A 20,647-nucleotide genomic window follows, 5' to 3' on the forward strand; every position below is an offset into this window, starting at 1 on the left:
GCGCGGCAGGGCCCGCTCGGAGACTGAAGCCCTGCCCGTCGGCCCTCGGGCCCGTGCCCGTACCCCTTAACAGGCCCGTATCCAGAACAGGAATCAGCCATGACCGAGACCCGCAGAACCGCTCTCATCGTCGGGGCCTCCCGGACCCTGGGCCTCGGGATCGCCGCCGCGTACCTGCGGCGCGGCTGGGACGTCGTCGGCACGGTCCGCGGCACCCGGCGTACGGGGCTGCACGAGCTGGCCGACCGGGCCGGCACCGATACGTCCGGGGGCCGGGGCCGACTGACCGTCGAGTCACTGGAGATGACCGCCCCGGACCAGATCGCGGCGCTCCGCGACCGCCTGGCGGCGCGGTCGACGACGCTCGACCTCCTCTTCGTCAACGCCGCGATAACGCGCGGCGACCTCCCGATCGGCGAGGTCCCGACCGACATGTTCACGGAGGTCATGGTCACCAACGCGCTGAGCCCGATGCGCGTCGTGGAGACCCTCCGCCCGCTGGTCGCCCCGGCCGGCACCATCGGTGTCATGTCGTCCGACCAGGGCAGCGTCTCCCTGAACACGGAGGGCGGCCAGGACCTCTACCGGGCGAGCAAGTCCGCCCTCAACCAGCTGATGCGCTGTCGCGCGGCCCGCCACGCCTCGGACACCCGGACCCTGCTGCTGATGGACCCCGGCTGGGTCCGCACCGGACTCGGCGGCCCGGAGGCGGAACTCAGCGTGGAGGAGAGCGTTCCGGGGGTGGTGGAGACGATGGAGGCCCATCGCGGGAAGCAGGGCCTGCACTTCGTCGACCTTGAGGGGAACGTGGTGCCCTGGTAGCTCACCGGGCCGCGACACCGCGCATCAGCGGCGGGTCTCGATCCGCAGGTCACCCGCGATCACCTTGCGGATGTGGTCGCCGGCGAGCATGTCGTGCGGGAAACCCAGGTCGACCGCGCTGACCTCATCGAGGCGGGCCAGTTGGGCGGCGGTGAAGTCGACCTCCAAGGCACCCAGGTTGTCCTCCAACTGCGCGGGCGTGCGGGCGCCGATGACCGGCGCCGTCACGCTCGGCTTCCGCAGCGTCCAGGCCAGCCCGACCTGGGCAGGCGTGCGGCCCAGCTCCGCCGCGACCTCCTTCACGGCATCGGCGATGGCGAAGCTCCGTTCGGTCAGCGCGCCCAAGGCAATGTTGAAGCTCTTGCGGGTGCCGTCCCCGGACGCGACGTCCGTCGCGGTCACATCGTCGCGGCTGTACTTGCCGGTGAGCACCCCGCCGGCCAGCGGTGAGTACGGGATCACGCCCAGCCCCATCTCGCGTGCCATGGGGATCAGGTCACGTTCCCCGGTGCGCTCGATCAGGTTGTACTCGATTTGCAGCGCGACCAGCGGCGACCACCCGCGCAGGTCGGCGACCGCCTGCATACGGGACACCTGCCAGGCCGGTGTATTGCAGATCGCCACGTACAAGACCTTGCCCTGCCGCACCAGATCGTCCATGCCGCGCAGGATCTCCTCGACCGGCGTCGAGAAATCCCACACGTGCAGATAGAGCAGATCGATGTAGTCCGTACCGAGCTGCCGCAGACTCGTCTCCACCGAAGCGAACAGGCTCTTGCGGTGACTGCCCGCGGAGTTCGGGTCGCCGGGCCGGCGCAGCGTCGTGTATTTCGTCGCCAGCACCAGACTTTCGCGATTGCCGCGGGCGAATTCGCCCAGCAGACGCTCGGAACTGCCGTTGGTGTAGGTGACGGCGGTGTCGATGAAGTTGCCGCCCCGCCCGACGTAGAGGTCGAACAGCTTGCGTGCCTCGTCCTTCCCGGCTCCCCAGCCCCAATCGGTGCCGAAGGTCGCCGCGCCCAGCGCCAGTGGCGAGACCCGCAGCCCGGAGCGGCCCAGCAGCCGGTAGCTGTCGAGGGTGAGCGACATCGTTTTCTCCTGTGCTCTCGGTTCGTTGTCGCACACCAGACTCCGGCCGCCGCGAGCCACGGGTAAGGGAAAGGTGTTCCTGGGAACGCCGGTCCTACCCTCACTGTTGGAACGGACATGACGACCACCCGCACCGTCGACACCACACACGAGCTGGCCGCGTTCCTGCGGGCCCGGCGCGAACGGCTGGACCCGCGCGATCTCGGTCTGCCGCCAGGACGGCAGGCCCGGCGGACCCCAGGGCTGCGCCGCGAAGAGGTCGCCGAACTGGCCGGGGTGAGCGTCGACTACGTCGTGCGGCTGGAACAGGGGCGCGGGCCGCGGCCGTCGGCGGACGTGCTGGAGGCGCTGGCCCGTGCGCTGCGCCTGCCCCCCGTCGAACGCGCCTACCTCTTCGACCTGGCCCGACAGCGCCCCCGCACCGCCGGCCGGCCGGCCACCACCGCGGCACCGCCGCTGGCCGGGCTGGTCGCCGACCTGTCGCCGCTGCCGGCCATGCTGATGAACCACCGCTACGACATCCTGGCCTGGAACCGCGAAATGACGACGCTGCTCCTGGATTTCGACACGCTTCCTCCGTCGCGGCGCAATGCGATGTGGCTGTGCCTCGCACATCCGGACATACGCGAGCTCTATGTCGACCGGGAGCGCGTCGTGCGCGAGGGTGTCGCCCACCTGCGCACCGCGTGGGCGGCGCATCCGGAGGACCGGGCGTTGACCGGTCTCATTGCCGAATTCATGACTCATGATGAGGAATTCGCGCGATGGTGGGCCGAGCGGGACATCCAGGTCAACGGCCGCGGGCAGAAGGTGATGCGGCATCCCGAAGCCGGAGTGATCGCCCTGTGTTTCGAAGTGCTCATACCGCTTCAGGATCCGAACCAGCGCTTGCTGGTCTTCCGCCCCGCGGACGAGGCGAGCCGGTCGGCATGGGACCGGCTGTGCGCACCATGATGCCCGTAGGGGCGCCGGGCCCGCGCTTCGTCGGCCACCGCGCCTGCCGAAGGAGGGACCGTGCCCCGGTGGCTCACCGAGTCACGTCAGGCTTATCCGGCTCGGGCGTACCCCGCTCGGGCGTACCCGGCTCAGGCGTATCCGGCGGGCCTGGGAGGACCAGCGTGAAGGTGGTCCCGGGGCGCGGGTGGCCGGAGCGGGCGGTGAGGGTGCCGTGGTGGCGCTCGGCGATGTCCCGGGCGATGGCGAGTCCGAGGCCGCTGCCGCCCGCGTCGCGCGTGCGGGCCTCGTCGAGGCGGGTGAACCGCTCGAAGACGAGCTCGTACTCGTCCGGGGCCAGGGGCGTGCCGTCGTTGTGGACGGTGACGGTGTGCGCCCGGCCGTCGGTGGTGACGGCCAGGACGACGGCGGTGCGCGCGTGGCGTACGGCGTTGTCGAGGAGGTTGCGCAGCAGACGGTGGAGCTGTGCGCCGTCGCCGCGGACGGGGGCCCGGTCGGGGCCGGGGCGCAGCGTGACGGGGTGGCCGCGGTGGCGGTACTCGTGGACGAGTTCCGCGGTGAGGCCGGCCAGGTCGACGAGGGAGTGGGCGGCGGGGCCGTCGGGCCGGTCGGGGCGGGCCAGCAGGAGCAGGTCCTCGGTGAGGGCGTGGACGCGCCGGGTGGCCGTGAGGGCGTGGCGGAGCGTCTCGTGCGCGTCGACGGTGTCGGGGTGGGCGAGGGCGGTCTCCAGCTCGTAGCGCAGCGCGGCGACGGGAGAGCGCAGTTCGTGCGAGGCGTCCGCGACGAAGCGGCGCTGGCGTTCCACGGCGGTCTCCAGCCGGTCCAGCGTGGTGTTGGTGGTCAGCGCCAGGCGGCGGACGGGGTCGCGGGCGTCGGGTACGGGGACGCGGCGGTCGAGGCTGGTGTCGGTGATCTCGGCGACCTCCCGGCGGATCGCCTCGACCGGGCGCAGGGAGCGGCGCGCGGCGGCCCAGGCGAGGGCGGCGACCAGCAGCGCGGCCAGCGGGACGCCCGCCATGAGCGGGGTGCGCAGGGGGACGGTGGCCCGCTCGGCGTCGTCGGAGGGGACGAGGACGTAGAGGGTGGAACGGCACGATCCGTCGGCCTCGGTGGGCAGGGCGCACGCGGGCGCGGGGGTGTGCACGGCGGTGGCGAAGACGGTGAGGGTGTGGTGCGCGAGGGCGTGGGCCTGCCGGTGGGCGAGGAGGGCCTGCTGCTCGGCGGAGGTGTCGCTGACGGGCGGCGGCTTCAGCGTGCCGTCGGGGCGGTGGAAGCGGTCGTGGTCGCGTTCGTCGACCGCGCCGAGGCGGACCGTGCCGCGTTGCGGGCCGCCGGTCGCCCGGCGGGGAGGCGGGATGGGCGGCGGGGGCAGCCGGGCCGGCAGGCCGGCGAGGTCCTGGGTGCCGCCGGCCGCGGCGACGGTACGGCCCGCCCGGTCGATCTCGATGAGGGGCCAGCCGCGCAGGGGATCGCCGAGGATCTCCTTGCCGGCGGCCGCCTGGTCGGCGAGCTGGACGGACAGCTCGTACGCCCGGTTGTCCGTCGCCCGGTAGGCGTCCGCGCGGACGTGCCGGAACAGCCACCACGCCCCGGCGCCGAACAGCAGGAGGGCGGTGACTCCCGCCACGAGCGCGATGCGCGCCTGTCCGGGGACGCGACGGAGCAGGGCCGGGGCGGCGGCCATCAGAACCGCTCACGGGGCGTGAGGCGGTACCCGTACCCGCGCACGGTCTCGATGCTGTGCGTGGCGAAGGGGGCGTCGACCTTCTTGCGGAGGGTCGAGATGTAGACCTCCACGATGGCGGTGCCCCCGGTGTAGGCCGGGTCCCAGACCTCGTCGAGGATCTCCTCCTTCGACACCGGGCGGTCCGGTGTGTGCAGCAGGCAGGTGAGGATCGCGAACTCCTTCGGCGTCAGGGCGAACTCCACGTCGCCCCGGCCCGCGCGGCGGGAGGTCACGTCCGCCCACAGGTCGCCGACGCGCAGCACGGACCGGTCGGCGGCGGTGGCGGCGGCGCCCCGGCGCAGCAGGGCCCGCAAGCGGGCGAGGAGGACGACCGAGGAGAACGGCTTGACCAGGTAGTCGTCGGCGCCGGTGTCCAGCCCCTCCGCCTCGTCGTACTCGCCGTCCTTCGCGGTGAGCATCAGCACGGGCGTGGTGAGGCCCGCGGCGCGGAGGGCGGCGCAGATGCGGTAGCCGTTCGGACCGGGGAGCATGATGTCGAGCACGATGACCGCGTGGCCACCGGTCAGGGCCCGCTGCAGCCCGGTGGTGCCGTCGCGGACGAGCTCGACGTCGTAGCCCTCCGCGGTGAGGCCGCGCTGGAGGGCGGGCCCGAGCTGCGGGTCGTCCTCGATGACCAGGATGCCTTTCACGACAGGATGCCTTTCACGGGATGAAGCCTGTCATGTCGACCGGCTTCTCCCTTAAGACGGCCTTTGGCTTCTTTAGATCATCTTTGGGCGGATTGCCGCATGCTGTGTCTCCGCCACACGGCCCCACCAGCCCAACCAGCCGCCCACCGCCGGAGGCGTGCGACCCCATGCGTATTTCCTTCCTCCTCCACAACGCCTACACCATCGGCGGCACGATCAGATCGACGTTCAACCTCGCCGCCGCACTGGCCGCCGCCGACCACGACGTGGAGATCGTCTCGGCCCTCCGCTACCGCGCGACGCCCGCCATGGGCGCCCCGCCGGGCGTCCGGCTGACCCATCTGGTGGACCTGTGCCCCGGCTCCCCGCACTACGACGGCGACGACCCCCGCCACGCCCGTCCCGCCCGCGTCTTCCCCCGCGCGGACGGCCGCCACCGGCAGTACAGCCGCCTCACGGACGAACGCATCGGCCGGTACCTGTCCGGGCTGGAGACGGACGTGATCGTCGGCACCCGGCCGGGCCTCAACGTGCACATCGCCCGGCAGGCCCACCCCGCCGCCATCCGCGTGGGCCAGGAACACCTCACCCTCTCCGGCCACGGCCTGCGCATGCGCCACGAGATACGCCACCGCTACCCCTTGCTGGACGCGCTCACCACGGTGACCGAAGCCGACGCCCACGCCTACCGCGGGCTCGCCCTGCCGGGCGTACGGGTGCGGGCGATAGCGAACAGCGTCCCCGCCGCGGCCGAGGGCACGACCGCCGCCACCGACCGGAAAGTCGTCGTGGCCGCCGGACGCCTCATCCCGGTGAAGCGCTACGACCTCCTCATCAGGGCCTTCGCCGGCGTCGTCGCCGCCCACCCCGACTGGCGGCTCCGCATCTTCGGCCGAGGCGACACCACCGGCGACGAACGACGGGCCCTGACCTCCCTCATCGACACCCTCGGCCTGCACAACCACGTCACCCTCAACGACCACACAGGCACCCTGGACTCCGAGCTGGCGAAAGCTTCCATAGCCGTCTCCACCTCCGACCGGGAGTCCTTCGGCATGACCATCGTCGAAGCCATGCGCTCCGGCCTCCCGGTCGTCGCGACCGACTGCCCGAACGGCCCGCGCGAGATCATCACCGACGGCGTCGACGGCCACCTGGTCCGCCCGGGCGACGCGGCGGGCATCACCGCCGCGTTGTGCGCCCTGATCCGCGACGAGGCGACGCGCCACCGCATGGGCGAAGCGGCCCACCGGAACGCGGCACGCTTCACCCCGTCCCACATCGCCGCGCAACACCTGGCCTTGTACGAGGACTTGCTGAGCAAAGGCCCGGGCAAACGCACCCTCGGTCCCCTACGGGAAGCCGCCCACCGCTCACGCACCGCCGCCATCGACACGGCGCATGCGTGGCGGTCGACGGCGCGGCGCGCGCTGAAGAGGTGACCCCTGCTACCGGGTCGCCCCATCGGGCCAGATGACCTGAGTGGGAACGCCGTGACGCTCGGCGTACGCCACGACGTCGGCGGTGCCGCCGTAGCCGCGCGCCGGCTCACCATCCCAAACGGCGACGAGCCGGTCGACGAGCCCCACCATCAGTTCGCTGCCCGCCATGTGGGCGTGCGAGTCGGAGCTTCGCAGTCCCGTGGCGTGCACGTCGGCAGCTCGGCGCATCAGCTCGTCGTACTCCGCGTGATGCCAGAGCGGCAGTCCCTGCCGGTACTCCTTGGCGGGAACGACGACTTCGAGCCGCCCGCCATGGGCGAGAACCTCTTGCGCCAGCCATGTGTCCGGTCCGTCCGCGAGGCAGCTCACAACTACCAGATCCGCGGCGTCCAGGGACTTGACCATGGCAGCGAGCTCCGGACGAACCTGCCTCTCGACTTCGGCCGCGAGACCACGGTGGCCGGTGATCCCCATCCTCATATGCCCCTCCCGTGACAGAAATGCGCTGAGCAGCCGTCCACCGTCAACTGTGACGCCTGTTCCCGGCCTTCAGGGGACCCCCGAGAGGCCGGGACGGGTACGTTCGAAGGTGACCGACGGTGGAACGGAGTGATCGGCCATGCGGTGGAGCGACTACAGCAACGGCGAGCGCATCAAGATCCTGCGGGGCAGGGACGTCAACCAGGCCGCTCTGGCCGAGATGACGGGCCTGTCCATCGCCACCATCCAGAAGGCTGAGCAGGACAAGCAGCTTTCGCTCAACACGCTCATGCAGATCGCCGACGCGCTGGGCGTGGACACGTCGGTCATCCTGGGGCAGCAGGCCCCGCGCCGGGCCATGGCACAGTCCGACCGAACGATGTTGCGAGCCCTCTCCCAGGCTGTGCACGACACCGCGGCCGGGATGCTCCCGGAGACCGCCGCCGGGAGCGACGAACGCGCCCTGCGGGTGGCCATCGGCAAGTGCTGGGATCTCTACTGGCAGGGGCACTACACCAAGGCCGGCGCGCTGGTGGTGCCGGTTCTCGCCGAGGCTGCCGTCCACCTCGACGAACGTCCCGCCGGAAGCCAGGGCACCGCGTGGGGGCTCCTTGCCGACGCCTACAGGTTGGCGGCGTACGTCGCGAACCTGATGGGGTCGCGCGACCTCGCCTACGCGGCGATCGGCCAGGCACAGGCAGCCGCGGAACGGTCGGACGACGAGTTGCGGCCCGCCCTCGTCAGGTCGGGCCGCGCCTGGGTGTACCTCCGCGACGCGCGGTTGGACGACGCGCTGCGTCTGGCCGAGAAGGCGGCGGTGGACATCGAGCCGCGGTTCTCGCGAGCGACCTCGGACCAGTTGACCGTCTACGGCTCGCACATCAATTTCGCGGCGGTCGTGGCCAGCCGCATGCAGAAGAAAGACCTGGTCAAGGGCTTCCTGTCTCTGGCGACCGCGACGGGCGCCCGACTGGGCGCCGAACACCGCGCCCACGGCACGCTGTTCGGGCCGGTCACGGCCGACACGCAGGCGGTCGGCATCGCCGTGGCACTCGGGCAGGCCGGCAAGGCCCTGGAGCTGGTCCGGGGCATCCCGGAGAACAGCCTGAGCGCCCTCACCGAGGCCGCGCGCAACCGCTTCGCGATGGACAAGGCCATGGCCCAGGCCGACGCCCGGCTGTGGGACGCCTCCCTCGACACGCTGGAAAAGGCCCTGATCCAAGCCCCCGTGTGGGCCCGCCACCAAGCACTGCCCAGCGTGATCGTCCAGAAGGTCGGACGGGCTTCGACAGCCCGCGTCCGCCGCGTATCGGCGCTGATCGGCGTACGCCCTGGCGTCGAGTCCGGCTTCGCCCGGGCAACGGCCAAGGCCGCGCCGTAGGGTCGGTTCGGCCGCGTGGAGGAGGGGGACTCGTACGCGGCGTACGAGTCCGCCTCCTCCGCTGTTCAACGCCCGCACCGGACAGCCGAACCGACACGACCGTGATACTTCACCCACCCCAGCCGCTCCACTCTGAGCGCAGGCGCCGCGCCGCAATGCCTACCATCGGACGGTAAGTCACCAAGTTCTCCGACCTCTTGGGGTGGCCATGGCCAGTTGGGCGGATCTGACGACCGGCAAGCGGATCAAGGCCCTGCGCGGCTCCGACATGACGCAACAGGGCCTCGCCGAGGCGGCCGGCGTCTCGTTGGCCCTGGTGCAGAAGGCGGAGCAGGACAAGGGGGACCTCTCCGTGGGCTCCCTGCTCAAGCTCGCCGCCGCGCTGCGCACGGACGTGTCTGTGCTGCTCGGCCAGCAGGCGCCGCGGCACGGAATGAACCGCGAGGACCGCACGGCGCTGCGGCGCCTCTCGGACGCCGTCCACGAAAGTGCGCTGGGAGACTGGGACGCGATCGAGGACCCGAGCGGCATCGCGGAACTCGCCCACGCTCGGGACGAGGCATGGGCCGCGTACTGGGCCGGTGACAACATCCACGTCAGCACGCTCGCCGCCAAGGTGCTTCTGGAAGGGCACGCCCGGTACGCGACCGCGACGGACGCCGAGCGGGAGCGGCTCGGGGCGATCCTGGCGAGTACCTACCGCGTGGCCGCGTCGTGTGCCAACGGGTTCGGGCAGCGTGATCTCGCCCTGGCGGCGCTGGTATCGGCGAAGCGGTGGGCCACCGCAGCCGACGATCCGGTGCTCCTCGCCCTCCTGGAGTCCACCTTGTCGTGGGTGCACCTCCGCAGCGCCAAGCTCCCGCGGGCCATGGCCGTCGCCGAGCGCGCCGCCCTGACTGTGGAGCCCAGGTTCAGCCGCGCGTCAGAGCCCGAACTGGTCGCCTACGGTCGGTTGATGATCTCCGCCGCGGTAGCCGCCTCCCGCCACGAGGACGAGGAATCGGCCCAGAACTACCTGTCACAGGCAACGGCGGCAGCCGCCCGTCTCGGCCGGGACGTGGACCTCTACGGCACGAGCTTCGGACCGACGGCGGCCAAGGCGGAGGCCGTGGGCGTCCACGTGGCGCTGAAGAACTTCGGGCGCGCGCTCAAGCTCGCCACGGAACCCGGGATGCAGGGGCTTCCCCGCACCATGTCCATGGTGGCGAGGAACCGGTACAGGCTCGACGTGGCCCTCGCCCAATGTGCCGCAGGGCTCTACGACCAGGCCGGTGACACACTCATCGAGGTGGGACTCGAAGCACCCGAGTGGGTGCGGCACCAGGCTCTCCCCGGGGTGATCGGACGCCGTCTGGCGAAGGTCTCCTCAGCGAGGGTCCGCAGCATCAGTCAACTCATCGGCGTGCCCTTGATCGCGTGACTCATACGGAGCGTACGAGTCACTCTCGGTGACCTTGAGCGGTCGTACGCTTCGTCGGTTCCCCCTCCGCGCCTCCCACAGCAAGATGCAGGTATGCCGGGAAAACAGCGTGGCGAGCCCCGACCCACCTCTGCGGGAAACCGTTCGGCGAGCGACCACGAGCGCCGTCGCCGCCTCCTGGACATAGCCTCCGGCTTCGAGTCGTCCGTCGTGCGCTTCCCTTGCGTGATCTACGTCCACGCGACGACCGCGGCCGATTTGGCGCTTGGTCTCCAGGAATGCCGAGACTGCGCCTACGCGCTCGGCTGGCACGTCGTCGGCACGATCGCCTGGACCGGCGAGCGGTGTCGCACCGTGGAGCACCGCAACCTCGATCGAGCCATCAGCTACTTCTGGGAACGCCGGGCGAAGGCTCTCCTCACGGTGCACCAGGCCATGCTGCCCCGCTCCGGAGACCAGTACCGCGCCTTCGTCAGCACGATCGAGGCCCACAACGGCTTCGTGCACTTCAGGAAACCGGCGGCGGGAGCTCCGTCGGCCGAGAGGGGCGACGGCTCATGGTGAGATACGGCAACTGGGCCACCGACACCCGCGACGGCCGGCTCGGCCAGGTGGTACGCCAGAAGCTCGCGTACGTCGTGCTGCGCGCACCGGACGGCGGCAGTGAGTGGGACTGCCCGTTCGACGACCACCGCATCGCGACAGTGCGGGAGCTCAAGGACGCCGGTCTCTGGGAGCGACGATGAACGCGGATCCGAAAGCGCCGCGTTCCCGGCTGACGCTGCGCGTCTCACGGGACGGCGGGCGGACGTACGGGAGCACGGTCACGCACCTTCCCTACACCGACCGCCCGCCGGAATCACCGCTCCGCTTCCCGCCTTGCTCCTGTCCCGCCTGCCACCCGAGGGCCGACCCGATGAACCACCCTCCCCTCCCGATCCCCTTGCCGCACAGCAGCGGTCCCCGAGCACTCCCCACCCCGCCATGCCCACCCTGCGACGTCCAAGAGGGCGAACTCCGCGCCCTGGAAGTGGAGCTGCGAGCCGCCGAGCGCCGCGAAGACGGCAGCCGCGTCGCCCTCCTCAGGCACGAACACGACGAGCGGCTCAAAGCCCTGCGCCGCCACCGCGACGGTCACGTGCGAGGAGCGATGCCCTGATCTTGCCTTTCAACCGGTTCGTCGGGGCAGCGTTCCGCCCCGGGCGACTGAGCACCGCCGAAGCGGAGACGTCGACGACGTCACGCGGCCCCGTCCTTTGATCCTGCGGATTGGTTCGATGACCAGTAACTCAGCGAGCCGACCTCTTTGGCCCGCACCGAGCACCCGGCCGCCGGGCACGCAGGGGAGGCGGCGGTGATCGCCACCGTGCCGTCCGGGCACGGCTACGGCGGCACGGCGCTCCACCTCGGTATCGACCAGGCGGAGCACGAAAGCAGTCAGGGCGTCGGCCTCGGCGTCGCCACCGCTCGCGGCTTCGGCGGCCTGTACGTGCTGATGGCGTCCGGCACGGCCTGCCGATCCCACTCGCCGACCTCACCGACCGCCAGGGCGCCTACGTCCGACGGGCCCCGGTCGGGATCTGCGCCGTCACCGGAGGCGAGGCGGTCCGGCACATGCTCCGGCCGTGCCAGATGACGCCGGCCATCGCCCACGCGAAGAGCGCGTACCCGCTCACGCTGAAGTCCGCGTCGCCTTCGCGCCGTTCTGCGCCCACCAGGTTGTCATCAAGACGAGCATTCCTGACGAAGTCGACGTGACGTACCTTCATGAGTGTGGCGCCATAGGCATCGGAGGTGCTCTTGATGGCAGCTCTACTCGGCCTCGGTTTCTGGGTCGTCGTGTGCTATTTCGCGTGGCAGGGGATCTCGGCGCGGCTCAAGGACAAGCCTCCTTCACCTCCCCCGGTTGCACGGAAGAAGCCGGCGAAGCCTCCCCTGCCCCCTGCTCCGCGACCGCCCAGTACGAAGAAGAAGGGTGGTCCGAAGCCTTCGACGGCGGCATCCGGGGGCTCCAGCACCACTCGCCGTATTCGGGACCAGGGCAGCAGCGGGTTGTCACATTCGACCCACCACTCCCTTGACCAGGGCAGTGATGGATCGTCACAGCCGAGCCACCACCATCACACTCAACACTCCAGCGGTGGTAGCAGCCACAGCGGTGGGCAGCACACCACGCACCATCATGATGGGGGCGGTAGCCACCACGGTGGCGGCCACGATACCGGCGGTGGCCACGACGGCGGCTGCGCGTTCTGACGTCTGCCGCGAAAAGTACGCCACCGGCACAAGGCCCACACCACCTACAACGGGCGCATCCCGATCGTGGGACCACGCCGCAGCGCTTGCGCGAGCACGGGCCGGCCGGGCCTGCGTTCTGGCGCTTTGGCCGCCCCGGCATCCAGCCGCTGGACGATGCGATCGGCAACCCGCGTGAAGTCGCCGCCGAGGCGGCCTACCGGTCCGTCGAGGGCCGCCGGGCAGAGCAGCACCGGGCTGAGCTTGTTCATAACGCCCGCCGCGGCGAACCCGGCTGGAGGCCGGCCACCCAAGCACGGCGGAGAGTTCGTCTTCGGCGATCCCGCCACCTGGGGCACGGAGCAGCCAGTCACGGTCACCGACACCCGCCTCTACGGCAAGGCCACCGCCCGGGCGTGGGACCGGCTGCACCCCAGGCCCACCCAGCGGGCCGCCTGGCTGGAGCACGATGGACCGCTGCCCGCATCGAGGGAGCGGCCATCCGCCTGGCCGTCGATCACCTGCCGTCCGGCGGGGTGAACAAGCCGGTCTGGCTGTGGTCATCAAGGACCGGCGCCACTACGGCCGACGTCGACCGGTGCCGGCAGGCGTTCCTGCGATGGTTCGACGTCGAGCACATCTTCCGCACGACGACTGGCACTCCGGCCGGTGCACCGAAACCCACCGCACCCGGCCCCAGCCGCCCGCCCGGCTCGAAGAACCGGCGACCCGCAACCCGCCACGACGTAGGACGAGTCCTCACCGGCAGCGAGCCATGCCAGCGGCTCGCCCCCCCCCACAAGGTCGGCACCAAACCCCGACGAACCGGTCACAAGCTGGCTGCAAGGCCGTCAGCTCGCGGCATGTTCCGCGGGGAAGTCGGCGCCGAGCGTCACCTCGCGCCAGCCGTCGAAGGCCGCCCGGAGGGAGTCGAGCTTGGCGGTGGCGATGTCGTACGCCGCCTTGCCGAGCAGCAGGCGCAGCGGAGGCCGTTCGGCCGTGACGGCGTCGATGACGGCCCGGGCGGCGCGTGCGGGGTCGCCGGGCTGGTGGCCGTAGGTGGCGAAGGTGCTGGTGCGCCGGGTGCCCGCGGTGGGGGCGTAGTCGTCGATGACCGCGGCGGACTGGCGCATGGAGGGGCCGGACCAGTTGGTGCGGAACGCGGCGGGTTCGACGATCGTCACGTTGATGCCCAGGGGGGCGACCTCGGCGGCCAGGGACTCGGAGAGGCCTTCCACGGCGAACTTGGTCGCGTGGTAGTAGCCGGTGGCGCCGAAGCCGGCGAGGCCGCCGAGGGAGGACATGTTCACGATGTGGCCCGAGCGTCGGGCGCGCATGCCGGGCAGGACGGCCTTGGTGGTGTCGACCAGGCCGAAGACGTTGGTGTCGAACAGGGCGCGCACCTCGTCGTCCTCGCCCTCCTCGACGGCGGCGAGGTACCCGTAACCGGCGTTGTTGACCAGGACGTCGATCCGTCCGAAGGCCGCCTCCGCCCGGGCGACCGCCCGCGCGATCTGGCCGGCGTCGGTGACGTCCAGGGGCAGGGCGAGGGCGCGTTCCCCGTGTCCGGCGACCACGTCGGCGACCTTGCCGGTGTCCCGGGCGGTGACCACGGCGCGCCATCCCTGTTCCAGCACGGCGCGGGCGAGCGCCCGGCCCAGGCCGGAGGAACAGCCGGTGATGAACCACACGGGAGAGTCAGCGGGAGAGTCAACGGAGGAGTCATATAGCGAGTCAGAGGTGTTCATGCGGGATGTGCCCTTCGCTTTGGGAATCGGTGGGGGTGAGGTCGCCCAGCAGGGTCAGCGACCGTTCGGCGGCGCTGCCGGGCTCGGCCCGGTAGACGACCAGGTGCTGACCCGGGGCGCTGTTGACGGAGAAGGTCTCGAAGTCCAGCGTGAGGTCGCCGGCCAGCGGATGCCGGAACCGCTTGGCCGAGGCCGTCTTGGCCCGTACCTCGTGGCGCGCCCACATGCGGGCGAAATCGGCGCTGCACACGCACAGTTCACCGACGAGTTCGCGGAGCCGCTGGTCGTCGGGGGCGGGATTGGCGGCCCGGAGCGCGGCCACGCATCCCTGCGCCACGACGGCCCAGTCGCGGTAGAAGTCCCGCGCGGCCGGGTTGAGGAACATGGCCGTGATCAGGCTGTCCTCGCCGCCGAGCCAGGAGAACAGCGCTTCGCCGAGGGGGTTGACGGCCAGCAGGTCGAGGTACCGGCCGTAGACCAGAGCCGGGGTGTCCGCCCAGGCGTCCAGCAGGGACACCAGTTGCGGGCCGGCGTACTCCCGAGCGGACCGCGGGCGCGGGCGCGGGGGCGGATCGACCATGGCGCGCAGGTAGGCGGCTTCCTCGTCCTTCAGCAGAAGTGCGGCCGCCAGAGCCCGCAGCACCTGGGACGAGGGATTGCGTTCGCGCCCCTGTTCCAACCGCACGTAGTAGTCGGTGCTCACCCCGGCGAGGACGGCCACCTCCTCGCGGCGCAGGCCGGGGGTGCGTCGCGCGCCCGGGGGCATCCCGTGCTCCTCAGGGCGTACCAACGCGCGTCGGGCCCGCAGGAATTCACTCAGCCGGTTGTCGTCCATGCCGACCAACGTACGGGCCGGCACCGCGAAAAGGGTGGCCCTGCCACACCCACCCCCGGGGTGGGATCAGGAAGTCGCCGCCCTCCCGCGAGCCCCGGCCGCCGGCCGCCAGCCGCCAACCGCCGGCTCAGCGGCCCGAATCGGCCGCGCCCGCGAAGCGCCTCACGGCCCGGGGCCGGGCCGGACCGGCCCTGCGGGGCCTGGGCGCGGGCTCGGGCAGGCGGGCCAGTCTGCCGCTGATCAGCGACGCCGCGCGGCTCACGGCGTCGCACAGCGGGGGGATCAGCTTCGCGTCCAGGGCGGTCACCGCGATGGCGGCCACCACCTCGCCGGACGCCGAGTGCACCGGAGCCGCCACGCACGACAGTGACTCCACGCACTGTTCGTAGTCGAACGCGAGCCTCCGCTCCCGGATCCGCGTGGCCTCACGCGCCCAGGCGGCCTCGGTCCAGCCGGCGGGCCGCTCCGGCGCCGGGGCGGCCGCCGCCAGGGCCAGTTCGGCCGCGCTGCCGGGTGGCAGGACGGCCCCGGAGCGCAGCGGGAAGACCTCGTCCACCTGGCCCCGCATGCCCCCGACGACGATGATGTGCCCGGCTTCGGGCACCGACAGGCTCAGGCTCGCCTCACCGCTGACCGCCGCGAGATCCCGCAGCGGCTGGGCCGATGCGGCTCGCAGCGCGCGCGCCGGATGCCAGGCCTGCCCGAGCCGGAACGTGCGCGGGCCCAGCCGGTAGCGGCCTTCGTGACTCTGCACCGCGCCCAGTGCGACCAGCTGCCCGAGCAGCCGGTGGGCGGTGGCCTTCGGCAGCGCGGCGTCGCTCGCCAGCCGGGTCAGCCCCACCTCGTCGTCGTGCGCGAGTACCTCCATGAGTGCGAACGCGCCTTCCAGCACGCCGCGTCCCTCGGCGCCGGATCTCGCCATGAGGGTCCCCCTCTCATGCCGGGCCGTCGATCGGACGGCCCCGCAACTCCCCCGTTCGAACCCTTCCTCCTGGTGTTCGTCGACGAGGCGCGCCGCCCGTCCGGCTTGGCGGGCGGACCCATGTGGCAGCCGGGGCGACGTGCTTTCCGTGCCACAGCTGGTATGGGCCGTCGTTCCAGTCCGGGACGGTCCGGGATGGCCCGGGACAGTCCGGGACGGTCCGGGAGGTGCGCCTCCGTGTTCCCGTTACCGTCCGGGCAGTGCTGTGTCGCCTTGTTCTCGAACACCGGCAGCGGTGAACCTACTTCAGCCTCTGCTCCATGAACAGTCAACGTCTGCACAGTGACACCCCCCGCCGGTGACAAAGTGCACAGCGAGCCGGGGCCTGCCTCTGCCCGGCCCCGGGCTGGAAAGGGTTCCCCTCGGTCCCCGGTCCGTTGAACGGACCGGATCATTGCCCGTGCGCAGTGATCGCGCCACTGTGTTACTCGTCAGGGGACGAAACGCCGGTGCTCCCAAGGGAGTCGGGCGGGCGTCCACGCACAGCGGACAGGGGAGGCACATATGAGCGCCATCAAGACGAGCGCGAAGCAGTTCAAGTACGTCATGGGCGCGATGACGGCTGTCTTCTTCGGCACGTGCTCGGCCAGCTGAAGTAGACGCCGGGGGTGGGGGCGGTCCGCCGCCCCCACCCCTTCGTCCTGTTCGAGGTGCGAGGGAGGCATCAGTGCTGGAGACGGCTGTCCGGCAGGTGCGGGTGGCCACGGCCATGGTGTTCGGCCGGCGGCTGAGCGTACGGGCCGTGGAACGGCTGGTCGCCGACGCGCTCGCCACGCTGGAGGAGTTCGGCTCGCTCGGCGACGACGTCGACGAACTGGCCGACGGACCGTTCACCGATCCGGCCGAGCGCCGCGACCTGCAGAACCGGGCGCTCCAGCGCACCGTGCGCAGGCTCGCCGCCCGCTCGCCCTTCTACCGGGAACGGCTCGCCGGAGTGGACCCGTCCGGGATCACGACCGAGACGCTCACCCGCATCCCGGTGACGCGCAAGGCCGACCTGATCGCCCGCCCCGCCGACTTCCTCTGCGGCAACCCGTACCTGGTGACGCAGACCACCGGCACCACCGGCGCGCCGGTGCGGATCTGGCTCTCCCGCTACGAGATGGAGCTGTGGCCCGCCCTGATCGCGCTGTCCCTGGTGCTCCGCGGCGACCTCGGCCCCGGCGACCGGATGCAGATCAACCTCAGCTCGCGGGCGACCGCCGCCGTGCAGGAGGACGTCGAGGTGTGCCGCCTCGCCAACGCCGCCTGTCACGTGGTGGGACAGGTCCCGCCCGAGGAGTCCGTCGAGCACCTGCTCGGCCGCTCCGGCCTCCGGCCTACGGTGCTCACCGGCAACCCCAGCTACCTCGCCCGCATGGTGCGCGTCGCCCGCGAACGCGGGTACGGGCCGCGGGACTTCGGGCTGCGCGCGGTCTACGCGGGAGGGGAGATGCTGTCCCGCAACCTGGCGGCCGCCTTCCGCGAGACCTTCGGCGCGCGCACCGTCGGCGACTCCTTCGGGATGACCGAGCTGCTGCCCGTCAGCGGCCGTACGTGTACCCACCATCACCTGCACATCGACCCCACCATGGGGTACACGGAGGTCCTCGACCCGGAGACGGGCGAGCCCGCCGGGCCCGGCCGTCTCGGCGAGCTGACGGTCACCCCGTACTTCCCCTACCGGGAGTGCATGCCCGTCCTGCGGTACAACACCGGTGACCTGGTCCGCACCCTGGACGGCGAGCCCGCCTGCGAACTCGCCTCGGTCCCCGCGGTCTCCCACATCCTCGGCAAGGCCGGACAGCTGTACCGCACCGCCGACGCCGTCGTCACCCCGCGCGACCTCGTGGAGGCGCTGGACGGCACCCCCGGCCTGCCGTGGCCGCTGCGCCACCGGGCCGAGGTCACCGCCCGGGGCCGGCTGCGCGTGGAGGTCGTCTCCAAGGAACTCGGCGCGGCCGACGTGACCGAACGGCTGCGGGCCGAGGGCATCGACGCCGACGTCACCGTCCTGCCGCTGGACGACGCGGAAGCGGCGCTCCGCTTCCCGCTCCGCTGCGACCTGCTGGAGCACACCTTCACCCGGAGCCACGCATGACGGTCTTCTTCCAACTCGCGGTCAGCTGCGCCCTGGCGCTCGCGGTGTGCGCCGGCGCCGTCGGCTACTTCCGCGCCGTCCGCACCCCCCGGCCGCCGGTCGGCGTCTTCAACGGCGCCGACATCTTCGTGATGATGGGCTTCGTCCTGGCACTGCCGTACCTCTACCTGGCGCTGCCCGGTGCGGTCCTGCCGGCGGTGCTCGCGGTGGCCTTCGCGGGCGGGCTGTCCGTCGGCTACCAGCCCGTCATCGGCGACGGAAGGCTGCGCTGGGCGCTGATCGCCGCGCTGATCGCGGCCGTGCTCGGCACCCACCTCGCCTTCGGCGACACCGCCGCGCCGTACTGGATCGCCAACAGCTGCGTCGTCGGCCTGGTCGTCGTCTCCGCCACCAACATCAGCGTCCAGGGCGGGATGCGGCTGAGGAACGTCGCGTGGTTCCTGCTCGCGCTCACCGCCTACGACGCGTTCTTCGCCTGGGTCGTCCCCCTGACCGAGGAGCTGTCCGACGCGGTCCAGGGCTACCCCTTCGCCCCCGCGGCCGGGCTGCGCGTCGGGGACGACCTCGGCGCCGTGCTCGGCATGGGCGATCTGCTGGCCTACGCCCTCTTCACCACCGCCGCCTACAAGGCGTACGGGAAGGCGGGGCTGCGCACCGGCATCGTCCTGGTCGTGCTCTTCGGCGCGGTGGCCCCGGTGGCCGCCCTGCACATCGTCGGCGCGGTCACCGGGCACGCCGCGACGCTGATCCCGGCCCAGGTCTTCTTCGGCCCGGCGGCCTTCACCGGCCACCTGCTCCTGCGCCGCCGGGGCCCGGAGCGGCGGATGGCCGAACTCGCGTTCCGCCGCGACCGGATCGGAGCCCCGGGGGCGGCGGCCGGCCCGCGCCACGGGCAGGAGGCGGCCCGGCTCCTCGGCTGACGCCGGGCCGGTCCGCGCATACGTGGGGGGACGGCCGGCCGCCCGGTCACTCCGCCCTGTTCAAGTAGTTGTAGACGGTGAACCGGCTGACCCCCAGCGCCGCCGCGACCTTCTCCACGCCGTGGCGGAGGGTGAAGGCGCCGCGGGACTCCAGGTTGCGGACGATGGACTGCTTGGTCTTGCGGTCGAGTTGGGCCAGGGGGGCGCCGTGGCGGCGTTCGAGGTCGGTGAGGATGCGGTCGAGGGAGTCGGCGAGGTGGGGGAGGCGGACGGCGAGGATCTCGTGGCCCTCCCAGCTGAGGACCACGTCGTCCGGTAGGGCCTCGGCCGGGTCGAGGAGGAGGCCGCCCATCGCCTCCACCAGGGGGGTCACCGCGGCGCGGAAGCGGTCGGCGTCCGAGGAGGGGGACGGAGAAGGGTCCGGGGAGAGGTCCGGGGAAGGGGTCGTCACGGGCCGGTCCTCGGGGTGTCCTCCGGCGCGTCCAGGACGTTCAGCTGGAGGGAGACGCGCGTCGCGCCCGCGCCTATCGACCGGCGCAGCAGCTCGCCCACGGCGGCGAGGACCGCTTCCGCCCCGCCCTCGGCCGTGTTGCCGAAGGGGCCGACGTCCACGTGGTCGAGGCCGGCGTCCTGGACCACGTCCCGGGCCACGACGGCGTGCGGGGGCGGGCGGTCGAGGTCGAACGGCTCCGTGGTGAATTCCACTCTCAGGCGCACCATGCCGCCACGGTATCCGGCCCGGCGTCTCACTTGGCCGCCGTCCAAGTTCGTACGTTCGGAAGAGGGTTCACTCTGTGTCGGCGACACCCGGCCGCCGACGCCACGCTCGGTGACGGGGTCGGATGGCGGGGCGTCCGAGTTCCCCGTCGGTTTTCACGACCTCCCTGGCGGGTGTGCCACCAAGTGAGACATGAAAAACATTTGGTGACGTGGATCACATTGCCGCTTCTGTGATGGTACATCCATCATTGTGTTGGCCAACGATTAAAGGGTGCTCTTTCGGGATCTCGCGCCACACGTCCCGAATGCCCCGCAGGCAAAAAGGCAGTTGCCGAAAGACGCCGGTCCAGGTCCCCATCGCCGTGGACACCGGCCGGCGAACGACGCGCACCCCCCGTTTCCCCTACCGCGTGCACACGTGATTACGGAGAAAACGAAGTGAGCTCACCCGCGTTATCCACCCGCCCGTCGGCGCCGGACTTCCGGAGCCCCCTCGCCCTCTCCCTGCCCGCGCCCGCGCCGACCGTCCTCACCGGACGCCTCGTCCCGGACGACCTCTGGCACCTGGCCAAGGAGGCGATACCGCCCACGCCGAAACGGCCACAGGGTGGCGGGCAGCGCCGGGTCGACGACCGCGAGGTGCTGGCCGCCATCGTGTTCGTGGCGGGATCCGGCTGCAGTTGGCGCCGGCTGCCCCCGGTCTTCGGCGCCTCCTGGCAGACCGTGCACCGCCGTTTCACCGAATGGAGCGCCGCGGGCCTCTGGGACCTGCTGTGCGCCGCCGCCGAACACCGCGCCGCCGGGGCGCGCGCCGACTGGACGCTCACCGTCTGCCGCCGCATCCGCGCCCGCGCCGCCGCGTCCTCCGGATCGCCGGGTTCGCTCGGCGCGCTCGGTTCGCCCAGCTCATCCAGCTCGTCCAGCTCCACAGGCTCGTCCAGCCCTTCCGGCTCGTCCAGCCCCTCCGGCTCTTCCGGTTCATCCGGCTCGTGGGTCTCGTCCGCCTCCGTCGTCCCGGCCGTCCGTCCCGTCGACGTGCCCCCATCGGACGCCCTCCGGCGCGTGCCACTCGTCACCGTCGCCGCTGCCACCGCTGCCGCCGCCCGCTGAGCCCTTCCCCTAAAGGCCGTTCGCACCATCCCGCGGAAACACCTGTGCCGTTT

21 protein-coding genes and 1 pseudogene are annotated in these 20,647 nt (G+C 71.8%); 11 read left to right on the plus strand and 11 right to left on the minus strand.

The features are described from left to right. Positions 1-99 precede the first annotated feature (99 nt). Positions 100-822, plus strand: coding sequence for an SDR family oxidoreductase (locus K7I03_RS06515; RefSeq protein WP_185944104.1), 723 nt, complete (start codon positions 100-102; stop codon positions 820-822). A gap of 24 nt (positions 823-846) precedes the next feature. Here the strand turns inward: K7I03_RS06515 and K7I03_RS06520 are convergent, their stop codons facing one another. Continuing rightward, a complete protein-coding gene (locus K7I03_RS06520) occupies positions 847-1,911 on the minus strand; it encodes an aldo/keto reductase (protein ID WP_185944103.1) in 1,065 nt (354 codons plus the stop codon). 117 nt (positions 1,912-2,028) lie between these two features. Between K7I03_RS06520 and K7I03_RS06525 the strand changes: the two genes are divergently transcribed. Then, positions 2,029-2,865, plus strand: coding sequence for a helix-turn-helix domain-containing protein (locus K7I03_RS06525; protein WP_185944102.1), 837 nt, complete (start codon positions 2,029-2,031; stop codon positions 2,863-2,865). A gap of 73 nt (positions 2,866-2,938) precedes the next feature. On the opposite strand, the gene K7I03_RS06530 is transcribed toward K7I03_RS06525, so the two are convergent. After that, positions 2,939-4,549, minus strand: a complete 1,611-nt coding sequence (locus K7I03_RS06530; protein ID WP_185944101.1) for a sensor histidine kinase — start codon at positions 4,547-4,549, stop codon at positions 2,939-2,941. After that, the gene (locus K7I03_RS06535) at positions 4,549-5,241 is read right to left on the minus strand and encodes a response regulator transcription factor (RefSeq protein WP_185944100.1); all 693 of its coding nucleotides are present in this window, start codon (positions 5,239-5,241) and stop codon (positions 4,549-4,551) included. The genes K7I03_RS06530 and K7I03_RS06535 overlap by 1 nt, the downstream gene beginning before the upstream one ends. A 167-nt stretch (positions 5,242-5,408) precedes the next feature. On the opposite strand from K7I03_RS06535, the gene K7I03_RS06540 reads away from it, so the two are divergent. Further along, positions 5,409-6,683, plus strand: coding sequence for a glycosyltransferase (locus tag K7I03_RS06540; protein WP_185944099.1), 1,275 nt, complete (start codon positions 5,409-5,411; stop codon positions 6,681-6,683). 6 nt (positions 6,684-6,689) lie between these two features. On the opposite strand, the gene K7I03_RS06545 is transcribed toward K7I03_RS06540, so the two are convergent. Continuing rightward, the gene (locus K7I03_RS06545; protein WP_185944098.1) at positions 6,690-7,163 is read right to left on the minus strand and encodes a hypothetical protein; all 474 of its coding nucleotides are present in this window, start codon (positions 7,161-7,163) and stop codon (positions 6,690-6,692) included. 139 nt (positions 7,164-7,302) lie between these two features. Between K7I03_RS06545 and K7I03_RS06550 the strand changes: the two genes are divergently transcribed. From K7I03_RS06550 to K7I03_RS06565, 4 genes are all read left to right on the plus strand, one after another. Continuing rightward, on the plus strand, positions 7,303-8,544 hold the full coding sequence (locus K7I03_RS06550; RefSeq protein WP_185944097.1) for a helix-turn-helix domain-containing protein: 1,242 nt from the start codon (positions 7,303-7,305) through the stop codon (positions 8,542-8,544). A 208-nt stretch (positions 8,545-8,752) separates the two neighbouring features. Continuing rightward, the gene (locus K7I03_RS06555) at positions 8,753-9,964 is read left to right on the plus strand and encodes a helix-turn-helix domain-containing protein (RefSeq protein ID WP_185944096.1); all 1,212 of its coding nucleotides are present in this window, start codon (positions 8,753-8,755) and stop codon (positions 9,962-9,964) included. Positions 9,965-10,057: 93 nt separating this feature from the next. After that, complete coding sequence (locus tag K7I03_RS06560; protein ID WP_185944095.1) at positions 10,058-10,528, plus strand: hypothetical protein; 471 nt, start codon at positions 10,058-10,060, stop codon at positions 10,526-10,528. Continuing rightward, positions 10,522-10,710, plus strand: coding sequence for a hypothetical protein (locus tag K7I03_RS06565; RefSeq protein ID WP_185944094.1), 189 nt, complete (start codon positions 10,522-10,524; stop codon positions 10,708-10,710). Before K7I03_RS06560 ends, K7I03_RS06565 begins: the two co-directional genes overlap by 7 nt. A gap of 807 nt (positions 10,711-11,517) precedes the next feature. Here the strand turns inward: K7I03_RS06565 and K7I03_RS06570 are convergent. Both K7I03_RS06570 and K7I03_RS06575 read right to left on the minus strand, forming a co-directional pair. Continuing rightward, complete coding sequence (locus K7I03_RS06570; protein WP_185944093.1) at positions 11,518-11,733, minus strand: hypothetical protein; 216 nt, start codon at positions 11,731-11,733, stop codon at positions 11,518-11,520. Positions 11,734-12,264: 531 nt separating this feature from the next. After that, positions 12,265-12,471 carry a hypothetical protein gene (locus K7I03_RS06575; protein WP_185944092.1) on the minus strand — a complete coding sequence of 69 codons (207 nt, stop codon included), beginning with the start codon at positions 12,469-12,471 and terminating at the stop codon, positions 12,265-12,267. A 28-nt stretch (positions 12,472-12,499) separates the two neighbouring features. On the opposite strand from K7I03_RS06575, the pseudogene K7I03_RS06580 reads away from it, so the two are divergent. Then, positions 12,500-13,029: pseudogene (locus tag K7I03_RS06580) on the plus strand (hypothetical protein); the annotation flags it as partial. A 21-nt stretch (positions 13,030-13,050) separates the two neighbouring features. Here the strand turns inward: K7I03_RS06580 and K7I03_RS06585 are convergent. From K7I03_RS06585 to K7I03_RS06595, 3 genes are all read right to left on the minus strand, one after another. Next, positions 13,051-13,947, minus strand: a complete 897-nt coding sequence (locus K7I03_RS06585) for an oxidoreductase (protein ID WP_185944091.1) — start codon at positions 13,945-13,947, stop codon at positions 13,051-13,053. Beyond that, positions 13,934-14,782 (minus strand): helix-turn-helix domain-containing protein, encoded by an 849-nt coding sequence (locus K7I03_RS06590; RefSeq protein ID WP_185944090.1) that lies wholly within the window; start codon positions 14,780-14,782, stop codon positions 13,934-13,936. Before K7I03_RS06590 ends, K7I03_RS06585 begins: the two co-directional genes overlap by 14 nt. Positions 14,783-14,909: 127 nt before the next feature. Beyond that, positions 14,910-15,704: an IclR family transcriptional regulator gene (locus tag K7I03_RS06595; protein WP_221903235.1), complete on the minus strand. Its 795-nt coding sequence runs from the start codon at positions 15,702-15,704 to the stop codon at positions 14,910-14,912. Between the two features lie 727 nt (positions 15,705-16,431). Here K7I03_RS06595 and K7I03_RS06600 point away from each other — a divergent pair. Then, positions 16,432-17,844, plus strand: coding sequence for a phenylacetate--CoA ligase family protein (locus K7I03_RS06600; protein ID WP_185944089.1), 1,413 nt, complete (start codon positions 16,432-16,434; stop codon positions 17,842-17,844). After that, positions 17,841-18,764, plus strand: coding sequence for a hypothetical protein (locus K7I03_RS06605; protein ID WP_185944088.1), 924 nt, complete (start codon positions 17,841-17,843; stop codon positions 18,762-18,764). Before K7I03_RS06600 ends, K7I03_RS06605 begins: the two co-directional genes overlap by 4 nt. 46 nt (positions 18,765-18,810) lie before the next feature. Here the strand turns inward: K7I03_RS06605 and K7I03_RS06610 are convergent, their stop codons facing one another. Next, entirely contained in the window at positions 18,811-19,116 is a 306-nt protein-coding gene (locus K7I03_RS06610; RefSeq protein ID WP_221903252.1) for a helix-turn-helix domain-containing protein, read from the minus strand. A gap of 95 nt (positions 19,117-19,211) precedes the next feature. After that, the gene (locus K7I03_RS06615; RefSeq protein ID WP_185944087.1) at positions 19,212-19,484 is read right to left on the minus strand and encodes a hypothetical protein; all 273 of its coding nucleotides are present in this window, start codon (positions 19,482-19,484) and stop codon (positions 19,212-19,214) included. A gap of 438 nt (positions 19,485-19,922) precedes the next feature. Here K7I03_RS06615 and K7I03_RS34245 point away from each other — a divergent pair, with 438 nt between their 5' ends. Next, a complete protein-coding gene (locus K7I03_RS34245; RefSeq protein WP_185944086.1) occupies positions 19,923-20,594 on the plus strand; it encodes a transposase in 672 nt (223 codons plus the stop codon). Positions 20,595-20,647 lie beyond the last annotated feature (53 nt).

This window comes from Streptomyces mobaraensis (assembly GCF_020099395.1).
Classification (GTDB): domain Bacteria; phylum Actinomycetota; class Actinomycetes; order Streptomycetales; family Streptomycetaceae; genus Streptomyces.